The sequence below is a fragment of the bacterium genome, from assembly GCA_024226335.1.
In the GTDB taxonomy this organism is placed as follows: domain Bacteria; phylum Myxococcota_A; class UBA9160; order SZUA-336; family SZUA-336; genus JAAELY01.
In genome coordinates this window covers 50,899-64,028 of record JAAELY010000311.1, presented here as the reverse complement: position 1 = coordinate 64,028, position 13,130 = coordinate 50,899, and the positions used below count along the sequence as shown (strand labels likewise).

Sequence of the window (13,130 nt, the reverse complement as noted above, 5' to 3'; positions counted from 1 at the left end):
GGCTGCGCAGCGCGATGCATCCGCCTGCGCTGCGTCGCGCGACCCTCTGCAGATCTACGGATCTGCGATCGGATCACGCTTCTTGCTCAGGCGGCGACTCCCGCTTCTCGCTCGATTCCTCCCTGTGCAGAGATTCCCTAGCCGATCTTTACGACCGGGGCCGGCTTGCCGATCAGGTCGGCGTAGAAGTCATTGCCCTTGTCGTCGACCACGATGAATGCGGGGAAGTTTTCGACTTCGATCTTCCAGATGGCTTCCATGCCCAGTTCTTCGAACTCCACGACTTCGACCTTCTTGATGCAGTGGTCGGCCAGTCGTGCGGCGGGGCCGCCAATCGAGCCCAGGTAAAAGCCACCGTGCTGTTTGCACGCGTCGCGTACCTGCGTGGAGCGATTGCCCTTGGCCAGCATCACCATGCTGCCGCCGTTCGACTGAAAGAGATCGACGTAGGAGTCCATACGACCGGCCGTCGTCGGTCCAAAGGAACCCGATGCACGGCCTTCGGGCTTCTTGGCCGGCCCCGCGTAGTAGATGATGTGGTCCTTCAGGTATTGCGGCAGACCCTGACCGGCATCGAGCCGCTCCTTGAGCTTGGCGTGGGCGATGTCGCGTCCTACGATGATCGTACCGTTGAGCGAGAGACGCGTTGAGACCTCGTGCTTGCTGAGTTCCGCGAGGATCTCCGCCATCGGCCGGTCCAGATCGATTGATACGACGTCGCCTTCGAGATCGTCGTCGGTCGTGTCGGGCAGGTACTGCGCCGGATTCGTTTCGAGTTGCTCCAGGAAAATGCCGTTGCGATTGATGACGCCCTGGATCTGACGGTCCGCAGAGCAGGACACGCCCAGGCCAACGGGGCAGGACGCGCCGTGTCGGGGCAGGCGAATCACGCGCACGTCATGCGCGTAGTACTTGCCGCCGAACTGTGCCCCGATGCCGGTCTCGTTGCACAGCTTGCGGATCTTGTCTTCGATATCGAGATCGCGAAACGCGCGACCGTGCGGGTTGCCACTGCAGGGTAGTGTGTCGAGGTAACGCGCACTCGCGAGCTTGACCGTCTTGAGTGTCGATTCCGCCGATGTACCGCCGATCACCAAGGCCAGGTGATAGGGCGGGCAGGCGGAGGTGCCGATCGTGCGGATCTTTTCCGCGGCGAAATTCAACAGGGTTTCCGGATTCAAGAGCGCTTTGGTTTCCTGATACAGGAAGGTCTTGTTTGCCGAGCCACCGCCTTTGGCCATGAATAGAAAATGATATTCATCGCCTTCTTCGGCGTACAGATCGATCTGGGCCGGCAGGTTCGTTCCGGTGTTCTTCTCTTCGTACATGTCGAGCGGGGCCATCTGCGAGAAGCGCAGATTCCTCTCCTGGTAGGCGTCGAAGATCCCCTTTGACAAGCTCTCTCGATCGTCAAAGCCGGTGTAGACGTTGCCGCCCTTGTGACCGATGACGATGGCAGTGCCCGTGTCCTGGCAACCGGGAAGAACACGTCCCGCGGCGATGTTCGCATTCTTGAGTAGTTCCAGAGCCACGAAGCGATCGTTATCCGACGCTTCTGGATCGTCGAGGATATGCCGGAGTTGTTTCAGGTGACTCGGACGAAGCAGATGGGCGATGTCGTCCATCGCGTCGCGGGCGAGTCTGCGCAGCGCTTCCGGCTCGATCTTCAAGATCTTGCGCCCTTCGAACTCGATCAGGGACACGTGTTCGGACGTCAGCTTGCGGTAAGGCGTCTCGTCGGGACCGAGCTCGAAAGGATCCTGATAGTGAAATTCTGCCATGCGCTCCTCCTCCGAGCGGCGGAGTATAGAGCCGGCCTACGGGCGGCGCGAGAATCGCCTGCGAGTGCCCGGTTTACGCCGAAATCCTCTCCTGGAATTGCTGTTTGGGTCTCTTCGGGCGATTTGCACAGGCCCGCCGGTCCGGACATCGTTGATTTTGGATGTTTTCGGCTCAGTTTCGAGGCTCAGGAGGGATTGGCGGGACGGTTTCGCTCTAAATCTATCGATTTATTGGATTATCAAATGTCTTTTCCCTCATATTCGGAGAAACCCGGGTCATTTTTTCTGGACGGGCAGGTCCTTTCATGTAAGATCCTCGGATTCGGGCTGTTCAAAGCTCGAATCCTATTTGCCGGAGTCTGGAAATGGATCAAAATCTCCCCACAGGTGGTGAAAAGCTCGTTCAATGTCTTGAGCGAGAAGGCGTTGAGTACATTTTTGGCCTATCTGGCGGTGCGGTCATGCCGATCTTTGACGCGCTTGTCGATTCGAAGATCAAGTTGATCCTGACGCGCCACGAGCAGGGTGCAACGCACATGGCCGATGGCTACGCTCGTTCGACGGGCAAGCCCGGTGTGGTCCTGGTGACTTCGGGCCCGGGGGCCACCAATACCGTGACCGGATTGCTGACTGCGCTGATGGATTCGGCTCCGATCATCGTGATTTGCGGTCAGCAGATCCTGCCCATGCTCGGTAAGGACGCATTCCAGGAAGCCGACGTCACGGGTATTACCTATCCGGTGGTCAAGCACTCCTATCTCATCAAGGAGGCCGAGGATGTCCCGCGCATCTTGCGCGAGGCGTTTCACCTGGCGACGACCGGGCGGCCTGGCCCCGTGCTGATCGACCTGCCCAAGGACATTGGCCAGGGTCCCTGCGCCGCGCCTTTTTCCGATGAACTGGATCTGCCCGGTTACGAAGTGCCCTCACGCGCCGAACCCGACAAGATCGTCGAGGCCGCGCGACATCTGAGCCGCGCGAAGCGGCCGCTTCTGTACGTGGGCCATGGTGCCGTGATTGCAGATGCGGGAAAGGCGGTCACGACGCTCGCCGAGAAGTTACGCGCGCCGGTCGTCACGACGCTTCTGGGCAAGGGCGCGGTCGACGAAATGCACCCGCTACACCTGGGCATGATGGGAATGCACGGGACCGCGTACGCAAACAAGGCGGTGGCCGACTGCGATCTGATCATGTCGATCGGCGGTCGTTGGGACGATCGCATCACGGGCAAGCTCGACGAGTTCTGCACCGACGCCATCAAGATCCACATCGATATCGATCCGGCGGAGTTCAGCAAGATCGTGGTTCCGGATATTTCGATCCTGGGCGACGCGCGACTCGTGATCGAAGACCTGATTCCCCAGGTCGAGATGGCCGACACCGCCGAATGGCTCGACCAGTGCGAGCGCTGGCGCAAACAGTTTCCCCTCAAGTACTCAAAGCAGGGGGGGCTGCGCGCGCAGTACGTGCTGGACCGTCTCAACGCGATCACCGCAGGGGAAGCCATTTTTACGACGGACGTCGGCCAGCATCAGATGTGGGCGGCGCAGTTCTGCAAGGCGCGCTCGAATCGCCATTGGATCTCGAGTGGCGGTGCGGGAACCATGGGTTTCGGCTGGCCCGCCGCGATTGGGGCCGCGTTTGCGAATCCGGACAAGAAGGTCTGGGCCGTGGTCGGGGACGGTGGTTTCCAGATGACCAGCATGGAACTCGCGACTGCGCAGATCCACAAGCTGAAGGCGAAGTGTCTGATCATCAACAACAACTTCCTGGGTATGATCCGGCAGTGGCAGGAGATGTTCTACGAGAACCGACTGTCCGGAGCCGATCTGGAAGGCAATCCCGACTTCGTGAAGCTCGCCCAGGCGTATGGAGTCAAGGCCTTCCGCATCAAGCGTTCAGCCGACACGGATCGCATTCTCGAAGAGGCGCACGCCTACGATGAAGGCCCGTGTGTCGTCGTGGCCGAAGTCGTCAAGGAAGACAATGTCTTTCCCATGATCCCGGCCGGTGGCTCGGTCGGCGAAATGCTGATTGAAGCACCGAAACACAAGCTCCAGAAACCCACAGGAAGCACGTGATCCCATGAGTGCAGCCCAGACCATCCCGACTTCGGAATCCAATCCGATTCACACCATCTCGCTCTTCGTGAACAACAAGCCCGGGGTTCTGGTTCGCGTGTCGCTCGTGTTCTCGCGGCGCGCGTTCAATATCGAGAGTCTGGTCGTCAGTCCTGCGGCAGAAGGCCGTTTCGCCCGCATGACGATCACCTGCTCGGGCAATAGTGGAGCGCTGGAGCAGATGATCAAGCAACTGGCCAAGCTGGTCGACGTGGTGCATGCGGTCGACCATACCCGCGATGACGCCTACGAGACGGAGATCGCACTTCTGAAACTCGACTGCGCGATCGACGAACGCACACACATCCTGCAGATCTCAGAGCACTACAAGGCGAAGGTCGTCGACTACGGAACCGACTCCCTGATTCTGCAGGTGTACGGCTCCAGCGAGAAGCTCGACGCTTTCATCGATCTTCTGCGACCGTTCCAGCTGGTCGAACTGGTGCGATCGGGAAAGCTGCTCATGGCCCGGGGGCGGCAACTCACTTGAGATAGCCGCGCTTTTCCAATTCGACGCGGATTTCGCTCGAAAACAGCCTCCCGAGGCGTTTGCCCAGCGGACCCGCGATCTTCCCGAGGCGTACGCGCAGTTCCACCATGCGCATTCCCACCGGGCTCTGGTAGAAGTCGAGCAGGGCCTCGACCTCCGCCTCGGCGAAGTCTTCTTCGATCACTTCGGCCATCCCGTTGATCATCAGCTTCGCCTCCACGTGGCGCTTGTACTGCTCGCGCCAGAAATCGTGGGGAACATCCGGATGGAGTTGCTGGAATTTCTCGAGCTGCCGATTGAGCGCGGGTCCGGTCTGATCGCGCACACCCATCGCGTTCAGTAGGAGCACGGTCCGGCCCCTCCGGGTGGCTGGTGCAGCGTCGTCGCTGTCTGCTCCCGCCTGGAGGGCGGGCGCGCAGCAGATGCCGAGTGCGATAAACAGGGATGCGAACCGAGACGCGATTTCGAGTTTCATGCCGAGAGGATGGAGACCTCCGGTCGTGTCTTCAAGATCAGCGCTTGCCTTCCGGTGCCGGTGTCCCGGGCCCGTACTCTCTTCCCTTTACCAGGTCCTGTTCTCCAACGAACTGGATGGGCAAGGTGGTGATCGCTCCGGCTGCTTCGAGTCGGCCAACGTCGAAGTGCAGGTGCGGTCCCGAGCTATAGCCCGAAACACCGCTGTACCCCAGAAGCGTGCCTGCCTCGATTTGTTGCCCTTCTTCGACCGCGACTCCCTTGCGCAGATGGGCGTACTCGCCCGCGGTGCCGTCTTCGTGCAATACGACCACCTGATTCACGCGTTGTTGGAAGCGCCTGCGATCGTCCCCGCCGGGACCGAAGCCGTCGGCCACCATCAGCACGATGCCCGAGCGCGCAGCGAGCACCGCTGTGCCGATGGGCATTTCGAAGTCGAAGGCGAAGCGGCTCTTGTCCGTGTGGCTCGGTCCGTCCGAAGTGCCCTGGAGCAATCGCCTGGGCTCCGCACCGCCAAAGGGAAACGCGTAGCGAAACGAGTCATCGTGAATCGCACGCTTCGTCCCGATCCTGAACTCGGCCTTCGGATGGAACTTGCTGGCCTCGAGTTTGTCGAGGACGCTCAAGCGCGCGATGGGCTGAACCGAGTTCGCCTGAACGATCGCCTCATAGGGGCCCGGGTGTTCAGGTCGCAAGCCGACGAGTTCGCTCCAGGAAACGCGGAAGTACACCGGCACGTGGCACTGGTTGTCGGCAACGAGTTCGATGAACTCCGCTTCCCGTATCTCGTTCAGATGCAGACGATTGGCGCAGGGATTTCGCGGAGGTGTCGGATGGGAAAAGGCCAGCGACACCGCGATCAGCAGCAAGCTCGCCAGCATCCTCTTGCATCTGCGCTTCAGCTCTGCCCTCCGCCGTGTACGTAGATTCGCTCGCCGGTCACATAACCGGCCTTCTCCGATACGAAGAAGCGAACCACGTTTGCGACGTCTTCCGGCTGGCAAACCCGTCCAAACGGCATGCTCGAGTCCAGCTTGCGCAGGTCGTCGACGCCCGCGGTCGCCTTCATGAGTCGGCGGCCCATCTCGGTTTCCACCAGCCCCGGAGCGACGATGTTCACATGGATGCCGTGTTTCTTCTCTTCCTTCGAAAGCGACCAGGCCAGCGATTCCATGGCGGACTTGCCCATGTTATAGGGGGCCCCGCCGCCTGCATGGCCCAGTGTTGCCGCGCTCGATATCATGATGATGTCCCCGCGCGACTGCGTGCGCATGCTCGGGATGACCAGGCTCGAAAGATGATGTGGCGCGAACGAGTGAACCCGCATCACCCGTTCGAGTTCCAGGGGATCGGTGTTCTTGACCGTCTGACCGCGACTGGCGATGCCCGCGTTGTTGACCAGGATGTCGATGTGGCCGAAGTCCGCGAGGATTTGTTCGACCATGCGCTCGTCTTCTTCGTACGAGTCGACCGAAGCGGCATAGGCTATTGCTCGTCGTCCCATGGCTTCGGCTTCTGCGACGACTTCCTTGGCCGCAGCTTCATCGCGACGGAAGTTGATCGCCACATCGGCTCCGTCTTCTGCCAATCCCAACGAGATCGCGCGGCCGATTCCACGACTGCCGCCGGTTACGAGTGCAACACGTCCTGCGAGCGACATCCATCTACCTCCTTGAGGGTGTGCGCGCGGCACACCGAATTGAACCAGCGAATTCTCTGCCGGGTGAGAGCTCTTTCTAGAACCCGTACTGCTTGCGGTATTCCTCGTCGCGCTCAGAGATCAGCTTCGCCAGATTCACCATGACCTGGCACTGCTTGAACGTCGCGTCGTCCTGCATCTTGCCTTCGAGCATGACGGTGCCGCTGCCGTCGGGCATGGCTTCGATCACCCTCTTGGCCCAATCGACTTCGTCGGCGGGTGGGCTGAACACGCGCTTGGCGATCTCGATCTGGCTCGGGTGGAGCGACCAGGTTCCCACGCAGCCCATCAGGAACGCGTTGCGGAACTGGTCTTCGCAGGCCAGCGGATCGTCGATCGCCCCAAAGGGTCCGTAGAAAGGCAGGGCGCCGGTCGCGGCGCACGCGTCGACCATGCGCCCCATCGTGTAGTGCCAGAGGTCCTGTTGCGCAGTCGTTCGCGGTGCGTCCGGGTTTTTTTCGTCCGGGTCCACTCGCACCAGGTAGCCTGGGTGACCGCCGCCAACTCGTGTCGTCTTCATGCGACGCGATGCGGCCAGGTCGGCCGGCCCCAGGCTCAGGCCCTGCATGCGCGGGCTGGCGGCCAGGATCTCTTCGACATTCGCCACGCCCAGAGCGGTTTCCAGGATCGCGTGGACCAGGAGTGGTTTCTGCAGGCCGGCCTTCGCTTCGAGTTGTGCCAGGAACTGGTCGACGAAATGTATGTCCCAGGCGCCTTCGACCTTGGGAACCATGATCACGTCGAGACGATCGCCGATCTCGCTGACCAGACGCGTGAGATCGTCGAAGAACCAGGGGCTGTCCAGGCTGTTGACGCGCGTCCAGAGCTGGGTCGATCCGAAGTCCGTGTCCTTGGCGATCTTGATCAGGCCTTCGCGCGCATCGACCTTGCGTTCGGTCGGAATCGCGTCCTCGAGGTTGCCCAGGAGGATATCCACCTTCTTGGCGATATCCGGCACCTTGGCGGCCATCCGCGGGTTGCTGGGATCGAAGAAGTGGATCATGCGCGAGGGGCGCAGAGGAACCTCGTGCAGCGGCTGAGGGGCGCCGATTGCCTTGGGCTTGAAGAAATCTCGCGGGCTTTTCATAGGAGCCTCCTTTGGGAACGGCCACGTGAGGGGCCTGACCGGGTGGACCGCCGGGATCGCCGCGAGGCTCTTCCGGAGGACTCGGGCGGCACCATAACACTGTCCCGCGAACGCTTCTAATCCGCCGGTCCCGACCCGCCATCCGCCCGGCAACGCTTTTCTGCCTGACGTATGATCCGGAAAAGAAGAAGAGCATGGGTCCGAACCCGCATGGACTCGAACCTGGCATGGACTCGAACCTGGATTGGAAGGCAGATATGCCACGACTGCGCCGAGCCGCCCATTTCGTCCCCGGGGCAAGCGAGAAGATGCTGCTCAAATCGCTGGCTCTTCCCGCGGATGCGCTGGTGCTCGATCTCGAAGATGCGGTGACTCCCGATCAAAAGGACGATGCTCGCGAAGAGATCGCCGGCTGGTTGCGAGACGTGGACTTCGGCCGCCAGGAGCGCATCGTGCGCTGCAACCCGCTCGACACGCCCTGGGGGGCGCGCGACTACGAAGCGACCATGCGCACACCGCCCGACGCATACCTGGTGCCGAAGACCCGCGGTGCGGCGGACTTGGAGCAGATCGATGCGATGCTCACGAAACTCGAGTGCGAGCACGGTCATCCGCAGGGTGCGGTTCGCGTGCTCGTGATCGCCACTGAGACACCGCAGGGATTGATGAACATCTCGGAACTCGCTTCCGCTCCGCGCGTCGATGGGCTGACCTGGGGCGCCGAGGACCTGTCTGCGGCGCTCGGTGCCACGCGCAATCGCGGCGATGACGGGCAGTACCTGGAGATCTTCCGCTACGCCCGCCACATGGCTCTGCTTGCGGCCTGCGCGGCGGGCGTGCAGCCACTCGACGGTGTATGGGTCGACGTGCACGATCTCGACGGCCTGCGCGCCGAAGCACGGGAAGCGGCGCAAATCGGTTTTACCGGCAAGCTGACGATCCACCCGAACCAGGTCGAGATCGTCAATCAAGTTCTCACACCGTCTGCGGACGACATCCAAGAGAGCCGCGAACTCGTTGCAGAGTTCGAACGGCACGAGAAGGAAGGTCGGATGGCCTTCCAGTTCCGCGGCCAGATGGTCGATGCGCCGCATCTGGCGCGGGCCAGGAACACGCTTGAACGCGCGCGCCTCGCGGGTGTCGACTGAGCCGCGTTCACAGAAGGAGAGTTTCATGTCTCGGCTTCCGTACAAGAACATAAGCGACTTGCATTCGAGCGTGCGCGAGGTCTACGACGCATTGCCGTTAAAACTGGGGATTTTTCGCATGTTCGCGCATGCCGAGCGCAACTTCAGCTCACTGGTGCGTCTGGGAGGAACGATCCTGGGCCGACAGATGCTCGACGACAAGCTGCGTGAGCTGGCAATCCTGCAGGTGGCGCGGGTATCGAAGGCCGAGTACGAGTGGGTCCAGCACGTTCCGATCGCCGAACGGGCCGGTGCCACGAAAGCGCAGATCGCGGCCCTCGAAAAGGGCGAGATCCAGGCGTCCTGTTTCGACGAACTGGAGCGCGATGTCCTGGGCTTCACCAGCGAATTGATCGATCACGCGCGTCCCTCCGACGCCGTACTCGAGCCTCTCAAGCAGAAGCTCTCCGCGCAGGAGATCGTGGAACTGGTGGTGGCGATCGGTTTCTACATGCTGGTTGCACGCATCATGGAGACGACGGGACTCGACTTGGAACCCGCGGGCGGCGTTCAGGTGGTCGAGGCGATCGACGACGTTCTAGACGAGTGAGTCCACCGCCCGATCTTGCGTGGTGTCGGGGGTCACGTCCCGACGCTTGATCATCTCGAGCAAGGTCGTTCGGTTGAGTCCGAGCAGGACGGCCGCACGACTCTTGTTCCAACCGGTCTGGTCGAGCGCTCGCTTCAGCAGGTCGCGCTCATAGCGAGCCACGAGTTCGGAAAACGCCAGGCCCGATCCGGGGAGTTGCGTCCCGTTTTCGCTCTCCTGCGGGCGCGAATCGCCAATGGGCGGCGGCAGGTCTTCGGCTCGAATGCAATCTCCACTGGACAGCAAGACAACGCGTTCGAGCACGTTCTCGAGTTCACGCACATTCCCCGGCCAGTCGTAGCGTTGCAGAAGTTCCAGCGCCGAAGCCGAAACGTGCCGTTGCACGCCACGCCGCTCGAGGATGCGCTTCATGAAGTGCTCCACGAGCGTCGGAACGTCTTCGCGCCGCTCGCGCAGTGGCGGTAGCTCGATTGGAACTACATTGAGTCGATAGAACAGGTCGCGCCTGAATTGACCGACCTGCATGGCGGCTTCGAGCTTCTGATTGGTGGCGGCGATCACGCGCACGTCGACTCGCTGAGTGCGCGACGCGCCGACGGGTTCAAAGCAGCCGTCTTCCAGAACGCGCAGGAGCTTGACCTGCAGAGACGGGCTCATATCACCAATTTCATCCAGGAAAATCGTTCCGCCGTCTGCCAGCGTGAAGCGTCCCTGGCGATCCTCGACGGCGTGCGTGAACGCGCCGCGAACATGTCCGAACAGTTCCGACTCCAGTAAGTCCTCGGGAATCGCACCGCAGTTCACCGGAATGAAGGCACGGTCCGCGCGGCGGCTGTGATCGTGGATCGCCCGCGCAAACAGTTCCTTGCCGGTACCGCTTTCTCCCGTGACGAGCACGGTCGCGGCGCTCGACGCGACCTTGTGCGCGATCGAGAGCACGCTTTGCAGGGCCGCGCTCTCGCCGATGATCGTGCGGGAGCCCGCGCGCTTCACCTGAGCGCTGCCATCGCCCGGTGCACACGATGCGAGAGCCCGCTGGACCACGTCGCGCACGGCCGCAAAACCGTGTTCGAAGGGCCGGGGCAGGACCCAGAAGGCACCCGCTTCCAGGGCGTCGCGAGAGGCCTCGGGCGTATCGAGATCTGCCAGCAGGATGCAGGTGATCTGTGGGTACAACTCCCGTGCTCGGCGAATCAATTCGAGGCCATCGCGGCCTCCGGTCTTCTGCCGGATCAGCAGTCCTTCGAAATCCTCGCGCTCGAGCGCCGCGGAAGCCTCGTCTGCATCGGCCAGAGCGGTGATCTCGATTTTCAACGAGGCCAGGGTGCGGGCGAGGGCGCGTCTCGAGAGCACCTCATCGTCAACCAGCAGCAATCGAACGGTGGTGGGAACGGGCATCGGAAATCGAGTCTAGGTGGCCCGCCGGGCTTCTCAACTCAAACTGCAAACATGTGGCGAGACTGGTATTCTGAGAACCGAAGAGGGTAGATCTGTCGCAAGCGGAGTGCGCTGCATCCGGTGGTCTCCCGCGGGGAGTTGGCGACAGCGCGGATTTTCTCGCGGGTGCTAGACTCGCCGCCGGTAACCCTCCCCAGCTTTCTCCCGCGGCCTAGGTTTCGGCCTATTGGCCCGTTTTCCCAGGAGTTCGGCTAACGGTGTCGTCGCCTGAAAATCGCAGTTTCGTTCACCGGCTGCGGGAACTCCAGAGTCGCTGGATCATCTACGGGATCGCGGTCGGTCTCGCTTCGGGGCTCGCCGCCGTCATTTTCTTCCTGGCGTTGGAAGCGGCCAGCCACCTCAGTTTCAATTTGCTCGCGCACATGCCGCAACCGGCTCCTCCGGGCGATCAGATCTTTCACAGTGAAGTCTCCCCGGGTGAACCTCGGCGCTGGTTGTTCTTCATTCTGCCCGCGATCGGCGGCCTGCTTTCGGGCTTGATCGTCTACCGCTTTGCGCCCGAGGCGGCCGGACCCGGTACCGACGAGATGATCAACTCGTTTCACCGCGGGCGCGGCATGGTCCCCGGACGGGTTCCCTTCATCAAGGGCCTGGCGACCCTACTCACACTGGGAACGGGCGGAAGTGCGGGCAAAGAGGGACCGATCGCTCAGATCGGCGCGGGAATCGGTTCGTTCCTGGCGGTTCGATTCGGCTTGAGCGCGCGCGATCGCCGCATCCTCTTGCTGGCCGGAACCGCAGGCGGTCTGGGTGCCATCTTTCGAGCGCCGCTGGGCAGTGCGATCACCGCGATCGAGGTGCTCTACAAAGAGGATTTTGAATCCGATGCACTGATTCCGAGCGTCATCTCCTCGGTCACGGCGTACATCCTGTTCATGCTTTTGCTCGGAGGCGAGCGCATCTTCGCGATTCCAAGCCTTGCACTGGTCACTCCGATCGAGATTCCCGGTTATCTGGTCCTGGCATTGGTCACCGTACCCGTGGGTCGCGGCTATATCTGGCTGTACTACTGGCTCAGCGACCGGGTCTTTCCGCGGATTCCCGGGCCGCGAGCGATTCGGCCCATGATCGGCGGGTTGTGCGTGGGTTTCATCGGTCTGTGGTACCCGGAAGCCTACGGCGCGGGCTGGGGATACATCCAGAAAGCCCTCGACGGTGAGATGGTGTTGACGGCGATGGCTTGGATCGTCGCGGCCAAGATCCTTTCCACCTGTCTCACGATCGGATCCGGTGGAAGTGGCGGTGTCTTCGGCCCCACGCTCTTCATTGGCGGAATGCTCGGTGCCACGATCGGCTACGGAGGCGAACTCCTGTCGCCGGAGCTGTTTCCGAATCCGGCGGCTTTCGTGCTTGTCGGCATGGCGAGCTTCTTTGCGGGTGTGGCCAGTGCGCCAATCGGTGCCATGCTCATGGTTACCGAGATGACGGGCGGCTACGCGCTGCTCCCGCCGCTGATGCTCGTATCGGTCATCTCGATGATCCTGACTCGGGGAACCTCGATCTACAAGAGCCAGGTCAAGGACCGCTTTCATTCACCGGCGCATGTATCGGATCTGACGATCAACGTGCTTGAGGAGATGCTCGTCGCAGACGTGTTCCGTGCCTCGGAGGACGTGCCGACGGTCTCGCCCGGCGCGCGTTTCGAAGCCCTGCGCGGCATCGTACTGGGCGGACGGGATGCGACGGTGCCCGTCGTCAATCCCACGGGCAAACTCGTGGGACTGCTCACCGCCGAGCAGATCCGGCCGGTCATGGACGATCACCACCTCGATCGCTTCGTCGTCGCCGGAGACATCGCGGCTCCGCCGGTCTCTGTCCTGCCGGACGACGATCTGTACCGCGCTCACGAACTGTTTCGCGTTTCGGGTTGTCCACAGATCCCCGTACTCGAACCCCCGATCGAAGGATCCGAGACGAGCGCAATCATCGGCATGCTCGACTATCGCGACATGATGAACGCCTACGGGCGTGAACTCGCCAAACGACGCGAGACCTGAGGGCGCGAGAACGGGCTACGGTTCCGGCGCGAGAACCAGCCGGATCGAGTCGGGTTCAAGGTCGATGGCCGCGCCCGAGGCCCAGTCGATGAGAACTCCCGGAATGGTGATGAGCAGCAAATTGCCGCACGCCCACGCATTCGGTCTTGCACGGATGTACACGCGCTCCGAGGCGTAGCCTTCGCGATGGATCTCCAGGCTGTAGGGCGCAGCGCGGCGTTTGAGGTCCAGGGTCGCGGGCGTCACGGTTCGGATTTCTCCTGGACGAATCAACACGCTCGCACCTG

Annotated in this window: 12 protein-coding genes; 5 read left to right on the top strand and 7 right to left on the bottom strand. The window is 61.9% G+C overall.

Annotation, left to right across the window (positions count from 1 at the left end):
* Positions 1 to 137: 137 nt before the first annotated feature.
* Complete coding sequence (locus tag GY725_16310) at positions 138 to 1,781, bottom strand: fumarate hydratase (protein ID MCP4005754.1); 1,644 nt, start codon at positions 1,779 to 1,781, stop codon at positions 138 to 140.
* Between the two features lie 365 nt (positions 1,782 to 2,146).
* Between GY725_16310 and ilvB the strand changes: the two genes are divergently transcribed.
* Together ilvB and ilvN are read left to right on the top strand one after the other, a co-directional pair.
* Complete coding sequence (gene ilvB / locus GY725_16305) at positions 2,147 to 3,862, top strand: biosynthetic-type acetolactate synthase large subunit (GenBank protein MCP4005753.1); 1,716 nt, start codon at positions 2,147 to 2,149, stop codon at positions 3,860 to 3,862.
* A 4-nt stretch (positions 3,863 to 3,866) separates the two neighbouring features.
* The gene (gene ilvN / locus GY725_16300; protein MCP4005752.1) at positions 3,867 to 4,391 is read left to right on the top strand and encodes an acetolactate synthase small subunit; all 525 of its coding nucleotides are present in this window, start codon (positions 3,867 to 3,869) and stop codon (positions 4,389 to 4,391) included.
* Here the strand turns inward: ilvN and GY725_16295 are convergent.
* The 4 genes from GY725_16295 to GY725_16280 all read right to left on the bottom strand — a co-directional run bounded on the left by GY725_16295 (position 4,384) and on the right by GY725_16280 (position 7,651).
* Positions 4,384 to 4,740, bottom strand: a complete 357-nt coding sequence (locus GY725_16295; GenBank protein MCP4005751.1) for a DUF2059 domain-containing protein — start codon at positions 4,738 to 4,740, stop codon at positions 4,384 to 4,386. The two genes, ilvN and GY725_16295, sit on opposite strands and share 8 nt — an antisense overlap.
* Positions 4,741 to 4,903: 163 nt before the next feature.
* A complete protein-coding gene (locus GY725_16290; GenBank protein MCP4005750.1) occupies positions 4,904 to 5,734 on the bottom strand; it encodes a M23 family metallopeptidase in 831 nt (276 codons plus the stop codon).
* A gap of 29 nt (positions 5,735 to 5,763) precedes the next feature.
* A complete protein-coding gene (locus tag GY725_16285; GenBank protein MCP4005749.1) occupies positions 5,764 to 6,525 on the bottom strand; it encodes an SDR family oxidoreductase in 762 nt (253 codons plus the stop codon).
* A gap of 76 nt (positions 6,526 to 6,601) precedes the next feature.
* Positions 6,602 to 7,651, bottom strand: a complete 1,050-nt coding sequence (locus GY725_16280) for a CoA ester lyase (protein ID MCP4005748.1) — start codon at positions 7,649 to 7,651, stop codon at positions 6,602 to 6,604.
* 194 nt (positions 7,652 to 7,845) lie between these two features.
* Here GY725_16280 and GY725_16275 point away from each other — a divergent pair, with 194 nt between their 5' ends.
* Both GY725_16275 and GY725_16270 read left to right on the top strand, forming a co-directional pair.
* The gene (locus tag GY725_16275; GenBank protein MCP4005747.1) at positions 7,846 to 8,799 is read left to right on the top strand and encodes a CoA ester lyase; all 954 of its coding nucleotides are present in this window, start codon (positions 7,846 to 7,848) and stop codon (positions 8,797 to 8,799) included.
* A 25-nt stretch (positions 8,800 to 8,824) separates the two neighbouring features.
* Positions 8,825 to 9,388: a carboxymuconolactone decarboxylase family protein gene (locus GY725_16270; protein ID MCP4005746.1), complete on the top strand. Its 564-nt coding sequence runs from the start codon at positions 8,825 to 8,827 to the stop codon at positions 9,386 to 9,388.
* On the opposite strand, the gene GY725_16265 is transcribed toward GY725_16270, so the two are convergent.
* The gene (locus tag GY725_16265; protein ID MCP4005745.1) at positions 9,377 to 10,786 is read right to left on the bottom strand and encodes a sigma-54-dependent Fis family transcriptional regulator; all 1,410 of its coding nucleotides are present in this window, start codon (positions 10,784 to 10,786) and stop codon (positions 9,377 to 9,379) included. The genes GY725_16270 and GY725_16265 overlap by 12 nt on opposite strands.
* A 257-nt stretch (positions 10,787 to 11,043) precedes the next feature.
* On the opposite strand from GY725_16265, the gene GY725_16260 reads away from it, so the two are divergent.
* Positions 11,044 to 12,843 carry a chloride channel protein gene (locus tag GY725_16260; GenBank protein MCP4005744.1) on the top strand — a complete coding sequence of 600 codons (1,800 nt, stop codon included), beginning with the start codon at positions 11,044 to 11,046 and terminating at the stop codon, positions 12,841 to 12,843.
* A gap of 15 nt (positions 12,844 to 12,858) precedes the next feature.
* Here GY725_16260 and GY725_16255 read toward each other — a convergent pair whose 3' ends face one another.
* Positions 12,859 to 13,089, bottom strand: coding sequence for a hypothetical protein (locus GY725_16255; protein MCP4005743.1), 231 nt, complete (start codon positions 13,087 to 13,089; stop codon positions 12,859 to 12,861).
* Positions 13,090 to 13,130 lie beyond the last annotated feature (41 nt).

Bases quoted from the DNA above. Each gene is read 5' to 3' on its own strand.
- GY725_16310 (MCP4005754.1), bottom strand. From the start codon at position 1,781: ATGGCAGAATTTCACTATCAGGATCCTTTCGAGCTCGGTCCCGACGAG.
- GY725_16270 (MCP4005746.1), top strand. From the start codon at position 8,825: ATGTCTCGGCTTCCGTACAAGAACATAAGCGACTTGCATTCGAGCGTG.
- ilvN (MCP4005752.1), top strand. From the start codon at position 3,867: ATGAGTGCAGCCCAGACCATCCCGACTTCGGAATCCAATCCGATTCAC.
- GY725_16275 (MCP4005747.1), top strand. From the start codon at position 7,846: ATGGGTCCGAACCCGCATGGACTCGAACCTGGCATGGACTCGAACCTG.
- GY725_16285 (MCP4005749.1), bottom strand. From the start codon at position 6,525: ATGTCGCTCGCAGGACGTGTTGCACTCGTAACCGGCGGCAGTCGTGGA.
- GY725_16280 (MCP4005748.1), bottom strand. From the start codon at position 7,651: ATGAAAAGCCCGCGAGATTTCTTCAAGCCCAAGGCAATCGGCGCCCCT.
- GY725_16265 (MCP4005745.1), bottom strand. From the start codon at position 10,786: ATGCCCGTTCCCACCACCGTTCGATTGCTGCTGGTTGACGATGAGGTG.
- ilvB (MCP4005753.1), top strand. From the start codon at position 2,147: ATGGATCAAAATCTCCCCACAGGTGGTGAAAAGCTCGTTCAATGTCTT.